The sequence below is a fragment of the Pseudomonas sp. LBUM1676 genome (genome assembly GCF_059695605.1).
The window spans coordinates 3,825,299-3,844,197 of the sequence record NZ_CP166777.1; the positions used below are offsets into that span (position 1 = coordinate 3,825,299).

An 18,899-nucleotide genomic window follows, 5' to 3' on the forward strand; every position below is an offset into this window, starting at 1 on the left:
AACTACACGGTCACCTGTGGGAGCGAGCCTGCTCGCGAAAGCGAACTGGCAGTCAACGAAAATGTTGATTGTGATGACCTCTTCGCGAGCAGGCTCGCTCCCACAGGGGAATTGCATCAGCTGTCTTCTTCTATATCCAGCAACAGATTCTCCAGCGCCTCGCGGTACTCGCCCGGCTCCTGCCACATCCCCCGCTGCTGCGCTTCCAGCATGCGCTCGGTCATGTCGCGCAGTGCATGGGGATTGTGCTCACGAACAAAATCCCGGGTCGCCGGATCCAGCAGGTAGGCGTCCGCCAGCAGCGCGTACTGGTGATCGTCGATCAACTGCGTCGTCGCGTCGAAGGCGAACAGGTTGTCGACCGTGGCCGCCAGTTCGAACGCGCCTTTGTAGCCGTGGCGCTTCACGCCGTCGATCCACTTGGGGTTGGCCGCCCGGGAACGAATCACCCGGTTCAGCTCTTCCTTCAAGGTGCGGATCTTCGGCAGGTCCGGCTGGCTGTGATCGCCATGGTAACTGGCCGCCGTTTCGCCGCTGAGGCTTTCAACGGCGGCGAGCATACCGCCGTGGAACTGGTAGTAGTCGTTGGAGTCGAGCAAGTCGTGCTCGCGATTGTCCTGGTTTTGCAGCACCGCTTGCACCTGGCTCAGGCGCTGGGCGAACTGTTCGCGGGCGGCGGTGCCCTCGTCAGAACCGCCGTAGGCGTAACCGCCCCAATTCAGATAAACCTCGGCCAAGTCTTCGCGGCTCTGCCACAGACGACCCTCGATCGCGCCCTGCACCCCCGCGCCATACGCACCGGGTTTGGCGCCGAAGATGCGCCAACCGGCCTGGCGCCGAGCCGCCTCTTCATCAAGGCCCGATTGCAGCAGCGCTTCACGCTCGGCGCGAACCTTGGCCGCCAGCGGATTGAGGTCGTCCGGTTCGTCGAGGGCGGCGACCGCTTGCACCGCCGCATCGAACAGCCGGATCAGATTGGCAAAGGCATCGCGGAAGAAGCCGGACACGCGCAGGGTCACGTCCACCCGCGGTCGGTCGAGCAAGCTCAGCGGCAGGATCTCGAAATCGTCGACCCGCTGACTGCCCGTGGCCCACACCGGCCGCACGCCCATCAGCGCCATGGCCTGGGCAATGTCGTCGCCGCCGGTGCGCATGGTCGCGGTGCCCCAGACCGACAGGCCGAGCTGACGCAGATGATCGCCGTGATCCTGCAGGTGACGCTCCAGAATCAGGTTCGCCGACTGGAAGCCGATGCGCCACGCGGTGGTGGTCGGCAGGTTGCGCACGTCCACCGAATAGAAGTTGCGCCCGGTGGGCAACACGTCCAGCCGACCGCGGCTCGGCGCGCCACTGGGGCCGGCCGGGACGAATCGCCCGCTCAAGGCATCGAGCAGACCGCGCATTTCCGCGGGCCCGCAGGCATCCAGTCGTGGTGCGACCACTTCGCGCAGGCTGGTGATGATGGCTTGCACCTCGGACCAGCCGGCCTCCTGTGGGAGCGAGCCTGCTCGCGAAAGCGGTGGGTCAAGCGACATCGATGTTGAAGGATCAACCGCTTCGCGAGCAGGCTCGCTCCCACAGGGTTCGGGGTTGGATTGAGGACTCACAGTCTGCGAGATCAGTTGAGCGGCGAACAGTTCCAGGCGTTCGCGGGTATCACCGGCCGTGCGCCAGACTTCATTGTTGAGGGTTTGCAGTTCCATGGGGCGCGGTCCGGTCCAAGGCTCGGCCAGCGCACAATCCAGCGGATCAAAACCCAGCTCGAACGCCTTGGCCAACGCCCGCAACACACTCGATTGCGCCCCTCGCCCGTCGCCACGGGGAATCCGCAGCAGGGCCAGCAAGGTGTCGATGCGCAATCGCCCGGTCGGCGACTCGCCAAACACGTGCAGGCCGTCGCGGATCTGCGACTCTTTCAAATCGCACAGGTAAGTGTCGAGGCGCGGCAGCCAGATCGCCGCATCGGCATCGCTGTCGAGCTTATCGTCCAGCTGCAATTCGCGATCGATGTGCGTGTCGCGCACCAGTTGCAGAATGTCCTGCTGCAACGCCCGGGCGCGGCGCGGATCGAGCAACTGCGCTTCGTAATATTCGTCGGCCAGCAGCTCCAGGTTGCGCAACGGCCCGTAGGTCTCGGCACGGGTCAGCGGCGGCATCAGGTGGTCGATAATCACCGCTTGGGTGCGGCGCTTGGCCTGGGCGCCCTCGCCCGGGTCATTGACGATAAACGGGTAAATATTCGGCAACGGCCCGAGCAGTGCATCCGGCCAGCAATGTTCCGACAGGCCGACACCCTTGCCCGGCAGCCATTCGAGGTTGCCGTGCTTGCCGACGTGAATCACGCCGTGGGCGCCGTAGGTGTTGCGCAGCCAGAAATAGAACGCGAGATAGGCGTGAGGCGGCACCAGATCCGGGTCGTGATAGACCGCACTCGGGTCGACCTGATAACCCCGGGCCGGTTGGATGCCGACGAAGGTCAGGCCCAAACGCAGCCCGGCAATCATCATCCGCCCGCCGCGGAACATCGGATCGCTTTCGGGGCTGCCCCAGCGTTCCAGCACCGCCTGGCGGTTGGCTTCGGGGAGCGCATCGAACATCAGTTGATAGTCGTCGAGCGCCAGACTTTGCTGGCAAGGACGCTGGTCAAGGGTGTCGAGGTCATTGCTGACGCCGCCGAGCAATTGCTGGATCAACGCGGTGCCACTGTCGGGCAACCCGGCAGGCAGCGGGTACCCTTCGCCCTGCAGCGCACGCAGGATGTTCAGCGCCGCGGCGGGTGTGTCGAGGCCGACACCGTTGCCGATGCGACCATCGCGGGTCGGGTAGTTGGCCAGGATCAGGGCGATGCGTTTTTCAGCGTTGGGCACCCGCGCCAGATCAATCCAGCGCCGGGCCAGTTCAGCGACGAAATCCATGCGTTCAGGTTGCGCGCGATAACACACCACGTCCGACTGACTGCGCTCACTGCGCCAGGCCAGGTCCTTGAAGCTGATCGGTCGGCTGATGATTCGCCCGTCCAGTTCCGGCAGCGCGATGTGCATCGCCAGATCCCGCGGCCCCAGGCCCTGTTCGCTGGCGCGCCAACCGGGTTCGTTGTCTTGCGCGCAGATCGCCTGGATCACGGGAATGTTGCGGCGAAACGGTCGCAAATGCGGTGCTTCGGGGCTGGACTGAGCGAAACCGGTGGTGTTGAGAATCACGCAGGCCGCGACTTCATCCAGCAGGTATTCGACCACGGTCAGGCAGCCGGGCTCTTTCAGGCTGGCCACGGCTATCGGCAACGGGTTAAGGCCCGCCGCCTGCAGACGCTGGCAGAAAACATCGATGAAAGCGGTATTCGCCGCCTGCAGATGCGAGCGGTAAAACAGCACCGCCGCCACCGGCTGGTCGATCTGCCAGTCGGCTTGCCAGTCTTTCAGGGCTGCGGGGCTATGTTGCGGGTGGTAAATCGCGGTGCGCGGCAGGATTTGCGGCTCGGCCCAGGCGTAATCGCGATCCAGCCAACGATTGGCCAGGCAGCGGAACAGGTCGAGGGCATTGGCCATGCCGCCCTGGCGAAGGTAATGCCAAAGCCGGTCGCGGTCCTCGGCAACCACGGTGCTCAAGTCGCTGAGTTCCGGATCCGGACGATCGTCGCCCGGCACCAGGATCAGTTGCACACCGCGCTCGGACAGTGCCACCAACTGCTCGACGCCGTAACGCCAATAGGCGATGCCGCCATGCAATGAAATCAGGATGACCTTGGCATGACGCAGCACCTGGTCGACATACAGGTCGACCGAGGCGTGATTCTGCACCTGCATCGGGTTGGCCAGGCGCACGCTCGGGTAATCGTCGGGTAACTGCTGCGCCGCTTCGGCGAGCAGCGCCAGGCTGGAGTCGCCGCTGCACAGGATCACCAGCTCGGCGGGGGTTTGTCCAAGGTCGGCAATGTTGTCATCCGACACGAAACCGCCGGGCTGGGTCCTGAGCAGGTGCATGGCTTAAACGCTGAGCGCGGCGCGCAATTGCGCTTCGAGCAAGGCGGCATCCAGTTCCTGGCCGATCAACACCAGACGCGTGGTGCGCGCTTCATCGACACCCCACTGACGGTCGAAATGTTTGTCGAATCGAGTCCCCACGCCCTGGATCAGCAGGCGCATCGGCTTGTTCGGGATCGCTGCGAAGCCTTTGACGCGCAGGATGCCATGCTGGACTACCAGTTGGGTCAGGGCATCCAGCAGCAGGCTTTCGTCGGCTTGCGGCAGTTCGATGGAGATCGAGTCGAAGGCGTCGTGGTCGTGGTCGTGGTCGTCCTCGCCTTCATGGTGGTGATCGTGATGGCTGTGACGGCGGTCGATATGCTCTTCGGAGCCGGCGCCGAGACCGATCAGCACCTCCAGGGGCAAACGACCGCTGCTGGCTTCGATGACTTTCACCGCCGGCGGCAGTTCTTCGGCGACTTCCAGGCGCACACGGGCCAGGTCTTCAGGGCTGATCAGGTCGGCCTTGTTGAGGATCACCAGGTCGGCGCTGGCCAGTTGATCGGCGAACAGTTCGTGCAGCGGCGATTCGTGGTCCAGGTTCGGGTCGAGTTTGCGCTGGGCATCGACCTGATCCGGGAACGCGGCGAAGGTGCCGGCGGCAACGGCCGGGCTGTCAACCACGGTGATGACGGCGTCGACGGTGCAGGCGCTGCGGATTTCCGGCCACTGGAAGGCTTGCACCAGCGGTTTTGGCAGGGCCAGGCCCGAGGTTTCGATGAGAATGTGATCGAGGTCACCGCGGCGGGCCACCAGTTCGCGCATCACCGGGAAGAATTCTTCCTGCACGGTGCAGCACAGGCAGCCGTTGGCCAGTTCGTAGACGCGGCCGTTGGCTTCTTCCTCGGTGCAGCCGATGGAGCACTGCTTAAGGATTTCGCCGTCGATGCCCAGCTCGCCGAACTCATTGACGATCACCGCGATGCGACGACCCTGAGCGTTGTCGAGCATGTGCCGCAGCAAGGTGGTCTTGCCCGAGCCGAGGAAGCCGGTAACGATGGTGACGGGGAGTTTGGCCAGTGTTTTCATCGGATGCCCTTTGGCAAGGTGGCGGGCATACGGGACGACAATCGCTGCGACAGGTGCGCGCGCAAGAGTTCCGCCACCGGATCACCCCGCCCGGTTGTAGTGAGAATCTGTATCGAGGCAGGTCTCCTGGCTGACGGTGTGCCAGTCGTTCGACTGGCGTTCGCTGCGCCTTCCCGCGAACCCGTTGCACAGGGTTTGCAGTGGCGTGGCAGCGAAACATCACCGTTCACAGTTGCGGGGGCAGCCGCGGCATCGACCGCGTTCCCTTCTTAGCTTCGGCAGACGCCGAAGAACCTCGAATGCGCAAGGCTACGCATGGTCTTGGGGCGGGTCAATGTCCGCGCAGAGATCTGTGGAGACAGACAGGACGCCTTCGCGGGCAAGCCTCGCTCCTACAGCAATAGCGCCGATCACATACATTGTGGGCGACTATGTTCTGTAGGAGCGAGGCTTGCCCGCGAAGCAGTCACCCCGGTGTCAAGTTGAGAACCCATGCCAATTGACGCCCAACCCCCGCCCATGCTCTCCTACACGCCTTGTTACGGGTGCCCTTCACAGGGTGAAACGGGAAACCGGTGAATCATGTGCTTTACTCCAAGCCATGTCAGTCCGGTGCTGCCCCCGCAACGGTAAGCGAGCGAAGAATCAGATCCACTGTGCCAGCCGTACGGCATGGGAAGGTGATTCTTGCAGGTCCAGGCGAAAGCCAGCGCCCCTCGCGAGCCCGGAGACCGGCCCGCAACATCAGGTGAGCGTCACGCTCACTGAATAACAAACCCGCGGTGGGCGGGCGCTGTTTGAACCTCTGCGTGCCCGTGCCCGCAGGGATCTTCCATGCGCTCTATTCACCCGCTGACAGACCAGAGGGAAGCGCCATGTCGATCATCAGCAGCACCGGCAGCAACACCGATAAGAGCACCGCCAGCTCCACCACGACCCTGACCCAACGCCTGACCGCCGCCGCCTGTGCGTCGATCCTTGGCGCGTGCCTGGTCTATTTTGCCGGTTTCTCGCACATCGAAGCGGTGCACAATGCCGCCCACGATACCCGTCACAGCTCCGCGTTCCCGTGCCATTGAGACCTGCCGACATGATCAAGCGTATCGCGCAAACCGCAGGTTTCACCGGGCTGCTGGCTGCCCTGCTGCTGACGCTGCTGCAAAGCTTCTGGGTGTCGCCACTGATTCTGCAGGCGGAAACCTACGAAAAATCCGAGCCGGCCGCTGTTGAAATTCACGAGCACGCCGCCGGTGCTGTCGTCGCTCACTCCCACGACGCCGAAGCCTGGGAGCCGGAAGACGGCTGGCAGCGCGTGCTGTCGACCACCGGCGGCAACCTGGTGGTGGCCGTAGGTTTCGCCCTGATGCTTGCCGGTCTCTATACCTTGCGCGCGCCGACCAGGACTTCACAGGGCCTGCTGTGGGGTCTGGCCGGTTACGCGACCTTCGTGCTCGCGCCGACCCTCGGCCTTCCGCCTGAACTGCCGGGGACCGCCGCGGCCGACCTGACGCAACGGCAGATCTGGTGGATCGGCACTGCCGCTTCCACCGCAGTCGGTATCGCCCTGATCGTGTTCAGCCGTCACTGGCTGATGAAGATCCTCGGCGTCGCCATCCTCGCGGTTCCCCACGTGATTGGCGCACCGCAACCGCAAGTGCATTCGATGCTTGCACCGGAAGCGCTCGAGGCGCAGTTCAAAATCGCTTCGCAGCTGACCAACGTGGCGTTCTGGCTGGCCCTGGGCCTGATCAGCGCCTGGTTGTTCCGCCGCAAAAGCGCTGGCCAATACCACGCATGACCGATGACTGCACAGCGCCGACCCTGGTGGTCGGCCTGGGCTGCCAGCGCGGCTGCCCCGTCAGCACGCTGCGGGCGCTGCTCGACCAGGCGCTACAGGCGCACAGGATCGGCCTGCACCAGATCAAGGCCCTGGCCAGTATCGACCTCAAGCGCGAAGAACCTGGCCTGATCGAACTCGCCGAACAGCTTGGGCTGGAGGTTATGTATTTCAGCAGCGCACAACTGGCCGGCTATCACACGCAACTCAGCCATCATTCGGACATCGCGTTCGAACGCACCGGCTGCTACGGTGTGGCGGAAAGTGCTGCCCTGGCCCTGGCTGAACACCTGGTCCAGGCCCCGGTCAAACTGCTGATCTCGCGACAGAAATATGCCCAGGCGACCCTGGCATTGGCTGGCGCTGCCTGACATCCCCGATAACCCCCTGCTCGATCATGAGCAATCTTCATCTGAAGCCTTGCCAAGCCTTTTTTCACAGGAACCGACGATGACTGTCTATTTCATTGGCGCGGGTCCCGGCGACCCGGAACTGATCACCGTCAAAGGCCAGCGGCTGATCCGCAGCTGCCCGGTGATCATCTATGCCGGCTCCCTGGTGCCCGCTGCCGTGCTCGAAGGCCACCAGGCCGAACACGTGATCAACAGCGCCGAACTGCACCTGGAACAGATCATCGAACTGATCAGGAGCGCCCATGCCAAGGGCCAGGATGTCGCCCGGGTGCATTCCGGCGACCCGAGCCTGTATGGCGCCATCGGCGAGCAGATTCGCTACCTGCGCGAACTCGGCATTGCCTTTGAAATCATTCCCGGTGTGACCGCGACAGCGGCCTGTGCGGCACTGTTGGGTGCGGAATTGACCTTGCCGGATGTGTCACAGAGCGTGATTCTGACCCGCTACGCCGACAAGACCGTCATGCCCGCCGGTGAAGAACTCGGCAGCCTGGCGCAGCACGGGGCGACCATGGCGATCCATCTGGGGGTCAATCATCTGCAGAAGATTCTGGTCGAATTGCTGCCGCATTATGGCGCGGACTGTCCGATCGCGGTGATTCACCGGGCGACCTGGCCGGATCAGGATTGGGTGGTGGGGACGCTTGAGGATATTGCCGCGAAGGTTGAAGCCAAGGGGTTTCGGCGCACGGCGTTGATTCTGGTGGGTCGGGTGTTGGGTAGCGATCACTTCAGCGAGTCGTCGCTGTATCGCGCCGGGCATGCGCATCTCTACAGACCCTGAAGCACTTGCTCCCGCTGGACCGCGGAGCGGTCCCAACATCAGCCAACGCATTCATCACGGTAAAATGCATCAGCTGCTTTGCGATTGCTTCGCAATCGAGCGGGAGCAAGCTCCCTCACCACAGCGCCGTTTTTTCATTTCGCAGCGAACACCTTAGTAGTAGGCGTTTTCTTTCTGCGTATGGTCAGTCACGTCGCGAACACCCTTCAACTCAGGAATACGCTCAAGCAACGTCCGCTCGATCCCTTCGCGCAGGGTGACGTCCGCCTGGCCGCAACCTTGGCAGCCGCCGCCGAACTTCAGCACGGCGATGCCGTCCTCGACCACATCGATCAGGCTGACCTGACCGCCGTGGCTCGCGAGCCCCGGGTTGATCTCCGTCTGCAGGTAGTAGTTGATACGCTCGTTGATCGGACTGTCGGCGTTGACCATCGGTACTTTGGCGTTTGGCGCCTTGATGGTCAGCTGGCCGCCCATGCGGTCGGTGGCGTAGTCGACTACCGCATCATCCAGGAAGGCTTCGCTGAACGAATCGATGTAAGCGGTGAAGCTTTTGAGCCCCACTGCCGTGTCTTCAGGCTTTTCTTCGCCCGGCTTGCAGTAGGCAATGCAGGTTTCGGCGTATTGGGTGCCAGGCTGGGTGATAAAAACGCGGATGCCAATGCCCGGGGTGTTCTGCTTGGAGAGCAGATCAGCCAGGTAATCGTGGGCGGCGTCGGTAATGGTAATAGCGGTCATGGAAACTCCTCGCAGGCTTGGGCGCAGTTTACGCCAATCATCGCGCCGGACAAAGTCCTAGTATTTTTGTCGGGAAACTCCGGAAGTGGCAACGGTCTTCTGTACACCCCGCCCCCCCTGTAGGAGCGAGCTTGCTCGCGAAGGATGGTCAGGCACCGCGTGTAGCCAGACAATACGCATTATCGTTGATGTCCTTCGCGAGCAAGCTCGCTCCTACAGGCGCGTCAACATGAACCAGATTCATGCAAAACCGCAACATGCTCCAAAACCGCACAGGTTTGCTATCATTCCGCCCCTTCGTCATGGTCTTTCCGAGTAGTCCCAATGTCCGATCGCAGTGTTCGCCTTCAAGCTCTCAAGCACGCCCTCAAAGAGCGCATCCTGATTCTCGATGGCGGTATGGGCACGATGATCCAGAGCTACAAGCTCGAGGAGCAGGATTACCGCGGTAAACGCTTCGTCGACTGGCCCAGCGACGTCAAGGGCAACAACGACCTGTTGGTGCTGACACGCCCGGACGTGATCGGCTCGATCGAAAAAGCCTACCTGGATGCCGGCGCCGACATTCTGGAAACCAACACCTTCAACGCCACCCAGGTGTCCCAGGCCGATTACGGCATGCAGGGCCTGGCCTACGAGATAAACGTAGAAGGCGCCCGCCTGGCGCGCAAGGTCGCCGACGCCAAGACCCTGGAGACGCCGGACAAGCCGCGCTTCGTCGCCGGCGTGCTCGGGCCTACAAGCCGTACCTGCTCGCTGTCGCCTGACGTGAACAACCCCGGCTATCGCAACGTAACCTTCGATGAGCTTGTGGAAAACTACACCGAGGCCACCAAGGGCCTGATCGAAGGCGGCGCCGACCTGATCCTGATCGAAACCATCTTCGACACCCTGAACGCCAAGGCTGCGATCTTCGCCGTGCAAGGTGTCTACGAAGAGCTCGGGGTCGAATTGCCGATCATGATCTCCGGCACCATTACCGATGCCTCCGGCCGTACGCTCTCCGGCCAGACCACCGAAGCGTTCTGGAACTCCGTGGCCCACGCCAAGCCGATCTCGGTCGGCCTGAACTGCGCCCTCGGCGCCAGCGAACTGCGCCCGTACCTGGAAGAGCTGTCGAACAAGGCCGGCACCTACGTCTCGGCGCACCCGAACGCCGGCCTGCCGAACGAATTCGGCGAGTACGACGAACTGCCGGTGGAAACCGCCAGGGTCATCGAGGAATTCGCCCAAAGCGGCTTCCTCAACATCGTCGGCGGTTGCTGCGGCACCACGCCGGGGCACATCGAAGCCATCGCCAAGGCCGTGGCCGGTTATGCGCCGCGTGAAATCCCGGACATTGCGAAGGCCTGCCGCCTTTCGGGTCTGGAACCGTTCACCATCGATCGCAACTCGTTGTTCATCAACGTCGGCGAGCGGACCAACATCACCGGTTCAGCCAAGTTCGCCCGCCTGATCCGTGAAGACAACTACACCGAAGCCCTGGAAGTCGCCCTGCAGCAGGTCGAAGCCGGCGCCCAGGTGATCGACATCAACATGGACGAAGGGATGCTCGATTCGAAGAAGGCCATGGTGACCTTCCTCAATCTGATTGCCGGTGAGCCGGACATCTCCCGCGTACCGATCATGATCGACTCCTCCAAATGGGAAGTGATCGAAGCCGGCCTCAAGTGCATCCAGGGCAAGGGCATCGTCAACTCCATCAGCATGAAAGAAGGCGTCGAGCAGTTCATTCATCACGCCAAACTGTGCAAGCGCTACGGCGCCGCCGTGGTGGTGATGGCCTTCGACGAAGCCGGCCAGGCCGACACCGAAGCGCGCAAGAAAGAAATCTGCAAACGCTCCTACGACATTCTGGTCAACGAAGTCGGCTTCCCGCCGGAAGACATCATCTTCGACCCGAACATCTTCGCCATCGCCACCGGCATCGAAGAACACAACAACTACGCTGTGGACTTCATCAACGCCTGTGCCTACATCCGCGACGAACTGCCGTATGCGCTGACCTCCGGTGGCGTGTCCAACGTGTCGTTCTCGTTCCGCGGCAACAACCCGGTGCGCGAGGCGATTCACTCGGTGTTCCTGCTGTATGCGATCCGCAATGGCTTGACCATGGGTATCGTCAACGCCGGTCAGCTGGAGATCTACGACCAGATCCCGGTCGAACTGCGTGACGCCGTGGAAGACGTAGTACTCAACCGCACCCCGGAAGGCACTGACGCCCTCCTCGCCATTGCCGACAAGTACAAGGGTGACGGAAGCGTCAAGGAAGCCGAAACCGAAGAGTGGCGCGGCTGGCCCGTCAACAAGCGACTGGAGCATGCACTGGTCAAGGGCATCACCACGCACATTGTTGAAGACACTGAAGAATCCCGTCAGTCGTTCGCTCGCCCGATCGAAGTGATCGAAGGCCCGTTGATGTCCGGCATGAACATCGTCGGCGACCTGTTCGGCGCCGGCAAAATGTTCCTGCCGCAGGTGGTGAAGTCCGCCCGCGTGATGAAGCAGGCAGTGGCTCACTTGATCCCGTTCATCGAACTGGAAAAAGGCGACAAGCCGGAAGCCAAGGGCAAGATCCTGATGGCCACGGTCAAAGGAGACGTGCACGACATCGGCAAGAACATCGTTGGCGTGGTGCTGGGCTGTAACGGCTATGACATCGTCGACCTCGGCGTGATGGTGCCGGCGGAGAAAATCCTGCAAGTGGCCAAGGAGCAGAAGTGCGACATCATTGGCTTGTCGGGCCTGATCACGCCGTCGCTGGATGAAATGGTCCACGTGGCGCGCGAGATGCAGCGCCAGGACTTCCACCTGCCGCTGATGATCGGTGGCGCGACCACCTCCAAGGCGCATACGGCGGTGAAGATCGAGCCCAAGTACAGCAACGACGCGGTGATCTACGTCACGGATGCCTCCCGCGCCGTGGGCGTGGCGACGCAGTTGCTGTCCAGGGAATTGAAGCCGGCGTTCATCGAGAAGACTCGCCTGGAATACATCGAAGTCCGCGAGCGCACCGCCAACCGCAGTGCCCGCACCGAACGCCTGAGCTATCCGGCGGCGATCGCCAAGAAGCCGCAGTTCGACTGGAGCACTTACGAGCCGGTCAAACCGACGTTTACCGGTGCCAAGGTGTTGGACAACATCGACCTGAAAGTCCTGGCCGAATACATCGACTGGACGCCTTTCTTTATCTCCTGGGATCTGGCCGGCAAGTACCCGCGCATTCTGCAGGACGAAGTGGTCGGTGAAGCCGCCACTGCGCTGTTCGCCGATGCCCAGGAAATGCTCGCCAAACTGATTGACGAAAAGCTCATCAGTGCCCGTGCGGTGTTCGGGTTCTGGCCGGCCAACCAGGTGCGCGATGACGACATCGAACTCTATGGCGATGACGGCAAGCCGTTGGCCAAGCTGCATCACCTGCGTCAGCAGATCATCAAGACCGATGGCAAGCCGAACTTCTCCCTGGCCGACTTCGTGGCGCCGAAGGACAGCGAAGTCACCGACTATGTGGGCGGCTTCATCACCACGGCCGGGATCGGTGCCGAAGAAGTGGCCAAGGCCTATCAGGAGGCCGGCGACGACTACAACTCGATCATGGTCAAGGCCCTCGCCGACCGCCTGGCCGAGGCGTGTGCCGAATGGTTGCACCAGCAGGTGCGTAAAGAGCACTGGGGTTATGCCAAGGACGAGACGCTGGACAACGAGGCATTGATCAAAGAGCAATACACCGGCATCCGCCCTGCTCCGGGCTACCCGGCGTGCCCGGATCACACCGAGAAATCCACGCTGTTCAAGTTGCTGGACCCTCAAGCTTCGGAAATGAAAGCCGGCCGCAGCGGCGTGTTCCTCACCGAGCACTACGCCATGTTCCCGGCGGCAGCGGTCAGCGGCTGGTACTTCGCTCACCCGCAAGCGCAATACTTCGCCGTGGGCAAGATCGACAAGGATCAGGTGCAGAGTTATACGTCGCGCAAGGGCCAAGAGTTGAGCGTGACCGAACGCTGGCTGGCGCCGAACCTGGGTTACGATAACTAACACGCGCCCCCCTGTAGGAGCGAGGCTTGCCCGCGAAGAAGGCACCTCGGTCCTACAGGAAATCGCGTTATCGTTCTTCGCGGGCAAGCCTCGCTCCTACGGAATTTGCGTGGGAACGATCGTTGCAACATTGTCTATGCTTACTTTTCACACATAAGTGACGAGGGGTTTATGGACGATCCAGTCGACAACAACAAGCCGCCCACCTTCTGGCAGATGCTGCACAGTGTCATGGCCGCGGCATTCGGGGTGCAGAGCGGAAAGAACCGGGCCCGTGACTTCACTCACGGCAAGCCCAGTCACTTCGTGATCCTGGGGATTCTGTTCACGGCGGTATTCGCCCTGACCCTGTTCGGCATCGTCAAGCTGGTGCTGCTGCTGGCCGGGATTTGATGCCTGGTTTTATGCGAACGGCTCAGTGCATCAGGGTTTGCAGGTTGAACGGGTAGCGATACGACGCCGGTTGCCCCTTGGCCGAAAGCTTGTGAAAATCCACGCCGTAATCCTGCCTGACACCCAGCGCCAGCAGGCGCCTGGCTTGTGCCCGATCAATCAGCTGCAGCAACGGAATCTGCCGGTTACGTCCGCCGTACCGTCCGAAATCCACGCCCTGCTCGTAGTCATGCAACTGCACGAGCGCCCAGCCACCCAGACTGAAATGCCCGCCCAGGAGCACGCTCAGGCGGCCGTCCAGCAGCGCTTGCAATGCGGCAGGCGAGTTGTTGATGGTGCCGAACAGGGCGTCCTTTCCAGGTTTGCCGCCGGCTTCGGTATAGGCTTGCATGACCCCGAAGGCCATTTCATCATTGGCCGACCACACCAGAGACACGTCTGGATAGCGCTTGAACAATAATCCGGCCTGTTCATAGGCTCGATCCCGGGTCCAGCCGCCCTGCGCCGTCTGGCGCAAACGCACTTCAGGGTGTTCGGCCAAGGCACGCATCATGCCCTTCTCCCGCAACTGCGCCGCCGGCGTGACCTTCGAGCCGGAAAAAGCCAGCAGTTCGATGACCTGACCGGGGGCGGCCGGGCGATGCAGGCGAATCAGCTCCTTGAGCATCAGGTAGCCACCCTCCTCGTCGTTGGGCACCAGGCTGCCTAGCCACTGTGGGTATTTTTCAGGCTGCGAGTCGAGCAGGCTCATCTGGTCCGGGGTCAGCGCGTTATTGACCATGAACAGCTTGACGCCACTGCCTTGCGCCAGGCGCAGGATTTCGGGCGCGACGTACTGTTCGTTGACGAACACCAGATAATCTGGCCGATCTGGCCCTAGCAGGGCTTCGCGAGCCTGCGCGAGGGTGGTTTCAACTACCCTGTCGGCGTACTGGATGCGCAAATCCATGGCCAGGTCCCTGGCCGCAGCCTGCATGAATTGCGAATAGCTGACCCAGAAAGCTTCCTGGGTAGTTCCCGGATTCAGGAACAACACGGACGCTGCCTGGGCGCAAGGTCCCATGACCGTGCCCAGCGCCAGTACTACGCCACAGAGAAACTTCAACATGGATCGCCCGAGCCCCGAAAATTCGCCACGCATTATAGCCAGCGAATTTCGGCACAGCGGCGTTCATCCCGCTGATTGTCCGACAATCGTCGGAACGGAGCCGGACGAGGTCTGTTATTGATGACTGACCCAGTAGATCGCGGTGCCCACGACCAGAATGATCAGGAACAGAATCGCCCAGGCATCCACCGTGCTATCGGGTTTTGTGGCTTTGGTAGGGTTGCTCATTGCATCGCCTCTTGTCGGTTTTATCGGTGATTGCATAAAGACTCGACCACAGTTAAGACGATGATTGCCCTCACCACAACCAGGGGCTTTGCAACAACGATTCTCATTAGTCCGTTTGGTTCTTTGCATATACTCAAACATCACTTTTGCGCATAACTACAAACTGGTATCTTGCCCCGGCTCCGTTGGGAGTGCGCGGCCGTGCGCGCAGAATTGCCGAGGCAGTATCGGACTCTCCAGTCAGCGAAAAACGCAGCTGGACCCGACCGGCCCAAGCCTGAGAACAGGACTTATATGTACGTATACGACGAGTACGATCAGCGGATCATCGAGGACCGCGTCAAGCAGTTCCGTGATCAGACCCGACGCTATCTGGCAGGCGAACTGAGCGAAGAAGAATTCCGCCCTCTGCGCCTGCAGAACGGGCTTTATATCCAGCGCTTTGCGCCGATGTTGCGGGTGGCGGTGCCTTACGGCCAGCTGACTTCGCGCCAGACGCGAATGATGGCCAGGATTGCCCGCGACTATGACAAGGGCTATGCCCACATCAGCACCCGGCAAAATGTGCAGTTCAACTGGCCGGCGCTGGAAGACATCCCGGACATCCTCGCTGAGCTGGCGACCGTGCAGATGCACGCGATCCAGACCAGCGGCAACTGCCTGCGCAACGTCACCACCGACCAGTTTGCCGGTGTCGCCGCCGACGAGCTGATCGATCCGCGCCCATGGTGCGAGATCGTCCGCCAGTGGACGACGTTCCACCCGGAATTCGCTTACCTGCCGCGCAAGTTCAAAATTGCGATCAATGGTTCGACGTCCGACCGTGCCGCCATCGAAGTCCATGACATCGGTCTTGAGGCGGTGCATAACGCCGCGGGCGAAATCGGCTTCCGCGTGCTGGTCGGTGGCGGTCTGGGCCGTACCCCGGTAGTGGGTGCGTTCATCAACGAATTCCTGCCGTGGCAGGACCTGTTGAGCTATCTCGACGCCATCCTGCGGGTCTACAACCGCTACGGCCGTCGTGACAACAAATACAAGGCGCGGATCAAGATCCTGGTCAAGGCCCTGACGCCTGAAGTCTTTGCGCAAAAAGTCGAAGCGGAAATGGAACACCTGCGCGGTGGCCAGACCACGCTGACCGAGGCCGAAGTGCATCGCGTCGCCAGACACTTCGTTGATCCGGACTACAAGGCCCTGGATAACCAGACCCAGGCGCTGGCCGACCTCGACAAAGAACACCCGGGTTTCGCCCGCTGGCGCACCCGCAATACCCTGGCGCACAAGAAGCCGGGTTATGTCGCCGTGACCCTGTCCCTGAAGCCGACCGGCGTTGCACCGGGCGACATCACCGACAAACAGCTCGACGCCGTGGCCGATCTGGCCGATCGCTACAGCTTCGGTCAACTGCGCACTTCCCACGAACAGAACATCATTCTGGCCGACGTGGAACAAAGCCGGTTGTTCGAGATGTGGGGCGAATTGCGCGAGCAAGGTTTTGCCACGCCTAACATCGGTTTGCTGACCGACATCATCTGCTGCCCGGGCGGCGATTTCTGCTCCCTGGCCAACGCCAAGTCGATCCCGATCGCCGAATCGATCCAGCGTCGTTTCGACGACCTGGACTACCTGTTCGACATCGGCGAGCTGGACCTGAATATCTCCGGTTGCATGAATGCCTGTGGTCACCACCACGTTGGCCACATCGGCATCCTCGGGGTGGACAAGAAAGGCGAAGAGTTCTACCAGGTTTCCCTGGGTGGCAGCGGCACCCGCGATGCCAGCCTGGGTAAAATCCTCGGCCCGTCCTTCGCCCAGGAAGCCATGCCTGACGTGATCGAAAAGCTGATCGACGTGTACATCGAACAACGTACCGAAGACGAGCGTTTCATCGACACCTATCAGCGTATCGGCATCGACCTCTTCAAGGAGCGCGTCTATGCAGCGAATAATTAAGAACAACGAAGTCGTCGACGAAACCTGGCACTTGCTGCCCAAGGACTTCAACATCGACGAGATTACCAACTGCGACGACTACATCGTCCCGCTGCAGCTGTGGCGCGAACACAGCCGTATGCTCAAGGCCCGCGATGGCGGCCTGGGTGTGTGGCTGGATGCCGACGAAGAAGCTGAAGAAATCGGTGACGACGTGGATCAGTTCCAGGTCATCGCCCTGAACTTTCCGGCCTTTACCGACGGTCGCAACTACTCCAATGCGCGCCTGCTGCGTGACCGTTATGGCTTCAAGGGTGAACTGCGGGCGATTGGCGATGTGCTGCGCGATCAGCTGTTTTATCTGCGTCGCTGCGGTTTCGATGCGTTTGCCTTGCGCGCCGACAAAGACCCGTACGAAGCGCTGGATAGTCTCAAGGATTTTTCGGTGACCTATCAGGCCGCCACCGACGAACCGCTGCCGCTGTTCCGTCGCCGCTGACAACATAAAGAAGCCTTGACCCCACACGGGGTCAAGGCTTTATCGTTTGTAACGCCCTGTCAAAACTCAACTTGCGTCAGACCTCTTTTTTTTAGAGCGTGGGCCAAAGCGGGAATATCATCAAATAACTTACCATTCAAATTTCCCCAGTAGTCACCCTCGATAAAAACCTTGAACTCCGGCTTCCACTGACTCGCTTGATGGCGGCCGATAAATGCCCGCTCTATCTCGTTATCCCTGGAGCGATAAACAACCTTAAGATCTGTGCCTGTTCTTTCATCAATAAGGAACATACTCTTCTCGGGCAACATTTTTACAAAGAGAGCATGATCGTGGGGATTGCCAAAATACTTGCTACTGTCTTCCATGGTGCAACATCCTTGCTGCTGTTTAGGTAAGCCAAAGTCTAAACAATACTTTCGGCAAATAAATCTGCTTTATAAGTACAAAATGTTTAGATGCCGGCCCCGGAACGTCCCGCCCCTCACGGTAACCAGCCCTGCAACAAGCGATTGTTACGGTTGGCCCGCTTCGATCGGAAACGGTCGGCCCATGGTCACCCAATCGCTGTAAAGCCTCGCTCGATTCTCCAGCACCGTGAAAATGGCAAACGGATTATCAGCATCGACCTCGGCCACTTCGACATCCTGGACCAATTGCGTCCACAATTGCTCTGAAGCATCCGCTTCACCCAGCAGTCGCCAGACCCTCGCCTGAAGCGTCAAGTAATCCACCCGAAAATCCGCGGTCAAACTCAGACCGTCCATGATTCTCAAAAAGCGCGGGCCAAGGGGTCTGGCTGCCAACCGCTGCCAGATCAATTGCCTGGCTTGCCGTTGCTCATCGTTGCCTTCACGTAACCACTCGATAACCTCGCCGTAGTCTGGGCCAGGCGAACTCAACCACAGGTTGATCCCCGTTCGATTGCGATGTTCCACCAGACGCAGCAGCGTGTCCTCGTCACTCAACGGATTGCCCTGCAGCAGCACGCGGTCACGGCTGATGGCCTGGTTCACCACGGCCGGCGGCACCCGGATGATCTGGTTATTGCTCAAATCCAGCCGGTCCAGGTACGGCTGATCCATGATCCCGATGGGGCATGAAGTGATGCGGGTGTTCCTCAGGTCGAGCCAGCGCAACTCGTTCATTCCCAGCACCAATGGAGGGACGACCAGCGGGTTTTCGCTCAAATCCAGATGTTGCAGCCGGGTCAGCTCCCTGAGTCGCGAGGCTGTCGCCTCCGTGAATGTCGTTTCGGTGGCACTGAGATTCAACCAGGCGAGATGGCGCATTCGGGAAATCTGCGGGGGCACAGCGCTTACCAGGTTCCCGTCGTTATCGGAAAGTCGAAGGTCGGTACCTTCCAGATTCAAGGTTCGCAGGTTGGGAAACGATTCGAGAAAATCGTTCAGGGTTTCTCGCTCGAACAAATGAAAATGTCGCATCGACAACTCGATCACGTCGTCGAGACGAACATTCAGCGCGGGTAACCGGTGGAAATCCTCGAAATTCATGTTCATAGTGAAGCCGTTCAAGTGACTGCCTGAATAATGACTGTCTTCCTGCGGGGCACGTTTTTGCCAGATGGCAATCATTTCATCGGCCAATTCAGCCCTGGTATCGCGTTCGACTTGAATCGTGTCATGCAGCAATGCCAGGTTACGCGCCTCGATTTGCACATCATCGAGACCCTGCGCTGCAATGTCACCGGCGGCGAGAAAAGGTAAGTCCATGTCTTCGACGTCGTCGGTTGAGGGCCAGCGATTTCATCATGAGGGAACTCATTCATGGTGCATTCCATTGCCGTTGATCGAGGCCTTTACACTAACCCTCCACGGACGATTGAAAAGCAGGAAAAAGTCTGGAACCCGATCGGAAAAA

Annotated in this window: 14 protein-coding genes and 2 riboswitches; of the genes, 8 read left to right on the top strand and 6 right to left on the bottom strand. The window is 60.7% G+C overall.

Annotated elements, in window-relative coordinates; genetic code table 11:
* Positions 1-116 precede the first annotated feature (116 nt).
* On the bottom strand, positions 117-3,980 hold the full coding sequence (gene cobN / locus ACA041_RS17680) for a cobaltochelatase subunit CobN (RefSeq protein ID WP_497434751.1): 3,864 nt from the start codon (positions 3,978-3,980) through the stop codon (positions 117-119).
* Between the two features lie 3 nt (positions 3,981-3,983).
* Positions 3,984-5,051, bottom strand: coding sequence for a cobalamin biosynthesis protein CobW (cobW, locus tag ACA041_RS17685; protein WP_497434757.1), 1,068 nt, complete (start codon positions 5,049-5,051; stop codon positions 3,984-3,986).
* A gap of 99 nt (positions 5,052-5,150) precedes the next feature.
* Positions 5,151-5,364: riboswitch (cobalamin riboswitch) on the bottom strand.
* 213 nt (positions 5,365-5,577) lie between these two features.
* Positions 5,578-5,805, top strand: a riboswitch (cobalamin riboswitch).
* Between the two features lie 121 nt (positions 5,806-5,926).
* Between cobW and ACA041_RS17690 the strand changes: the two genes are divergently transcribed.
* The 4 genes from ACA041_RS17690 to cobM all read left to right on the top strand — a co-directional run bounded on the left by ACA041_RS17690 (position 5,927) and on the right by cobM (position 8,085).
* Positions 5,927-6,130 (top strand): CbtB domain-containing protein, encoded by a 204-nt coding sequence (locus ACA041_RS17690; RefSeq protein ID WP_497434762.1) that lies wholly within the window; start codon positions 5,927-5,929, stop codon positions 6,128-6,130.
* Between the two features lie 11 nt (positions 6,131-6,141).
* Positions 6,142-6,849 (top strand): CbtA family protein, encoded by a 708-nt coding sequence (locus tag ACA041_RS17695; protein ID WP_497434765.1) that lies wholly within the window; start codon positions 6,142-6,144, stop codon positions 6,847-6,849.
* Positions 6,846-7,259 carry a cobalamin biosynthesis protein gene (locus ACA041_RS17700; RefSeq protein ID WP_497434769.1) on the top strand — a complete coding sequence of 138 codons (414 nt, stop codon included), beginning with the start codon at positions 6,846-6,848 and terminating at the stop codon, positions 7,257-7,259. Before ACA041_RS17695 ends, ACA041_RS17700 begins: the two co-directional genes overlap by 4 nt.
* Before the next feature lie 79 nt (positions 7,260-7,338).
* Positions 7,339-8,085 (top strand): precorrin-4 C(11)-methyltransferase, encoded by a 747-nt coding sequence (gene cobM, locus ACA041_RS17705; protein WP_497434775.1) that lies wholly within the window; start codon positions 7,339-7,341, stop codon positions 8,083-8,085.
* Between the two features lie 153 nt (positions 8,086-8,238).
* Here cobM and nfuA read toward each other — a convergent pair whose 3' ends face one another.
* Complete coding sequence (gene nfuA / locus ACA041_RS17710) at positions 8,239-8,823, bottom strand: Fe-S biogenesis protein NfuA (protein WP_497434781.1); 585 nt, start codon at positions 8,821-8,823, stop codon at positions 8,239-8,241.
* Between the two features lie 324 nt (positions 8,824-9,147).
* Here nfuA and metH point away from each other — a divergent pair, with 324 nt between their 5' ends.
* Together metH and ACA041_RS17720 are read left to right on the top strand one after the other, a co-directional pair.
* Positions 9,148-12,858 (top strand): methionine synthase, encoded by a 3,711-nt coding sequence (gene metH / locus ACA041_RS17715; RefSeq protein ID WP_497434786.1) that lies wholly within the window; start codon positions 9,148-9,150, stop codon positions 12,856-12,858.
* A 171-nt stretch (positions 12,859-13,029) separates the two neighbouring features.
* A complete protein-coding gene (locus tag ACA041_RS17720; RefSeq protein WP_497434793.1) occupies positions 13,030-13,251 on the top strand; it encodes a DUF2970 domain-containing protein in 222 nt (73 codons plus the stop codon).
* A 22-nt stretch (positions 13,252-13,273) separates the two neighbouring features.
* Here ACA041_RS17720 and ACA041_RS17725 read toward each other — a convergent pair whose 3' ends face one another.
* Positions 13,274-14,359: an ABC transporter substrate-binding protein gene (locus tag ACA041_RS17725; protein WP_497434797.1), complete on the bottom strand. Its 1,086-nt coding sequence runs from the start codon at positions 14,357-14,359 to the stop codon at positions 13,274-13,276.
* A gap of 522 nt (positions 14,360-14,881) precedes the next feature.
* Between ACA041_RS17725 and ACA041_RS17730 the strand changes: the two genes are divergently transcribed.
* Together ACA041_RS17730 and ACA041_RS17735 are read left to right on the top strand one after the other, a co-directional pair.
* Entirely contained in the window at positions 14,882-16,540 is a 1,659-nt protein-coding gene (locus ACA041_RS17730; protein ID WP_497434799.1) for a nitrite/sulfite reductase, read from the top strand.
* Positions 16,524-17,018 (top strand): DUF934 domain-containing protein, encoded by a 495-nt coding sequence (locus tag ACA041_RS17735; protein WP_497434802.1) that lies wholly within the window; start codon positions 16,524-16,526, stop codon positions 17,016-17,018. The genes ACA041_RS17730 and ACA041_RS17735 overlap by 17 nt, the downstream gene beginning before the upstream one ends.
* 59 nt (positions 17,019-17,077) lie before the next feature.
* Here ACA041_RS17735 and ACA041_RS17740 read toward each other — a convergent pair whose 3' ends face one another.
* Together ACA041_RS17740 and ACA041_RS17745 are read right to left on the bottom strand one after the other, a co-directional pair.
* Positions 17,078-17,386, bottom strand: coding sequence for a hypothetical protein (locus ACA041_RS17740; protein ID WP_497434804.1), 309 nt, complete (start codon positions 17,384-17,386; stop codon positions 17,078-17,080).
* A 147-nt stretch (positions 17,387-17,533) separates the two neighbouring features.
* Complete coding sequence (locus ACA041_RS17745; protein ID WP_497434806.1) at positions 17,534-18,751, bottom strand: leucine-rich repeat domain-containing protein; 1,218 nt, start codon at positions 18,749-18,751, stop codon at positions 17,534-17,536.
* Positions 18,752-18,899: the final 148 nt, after the last annotated feature.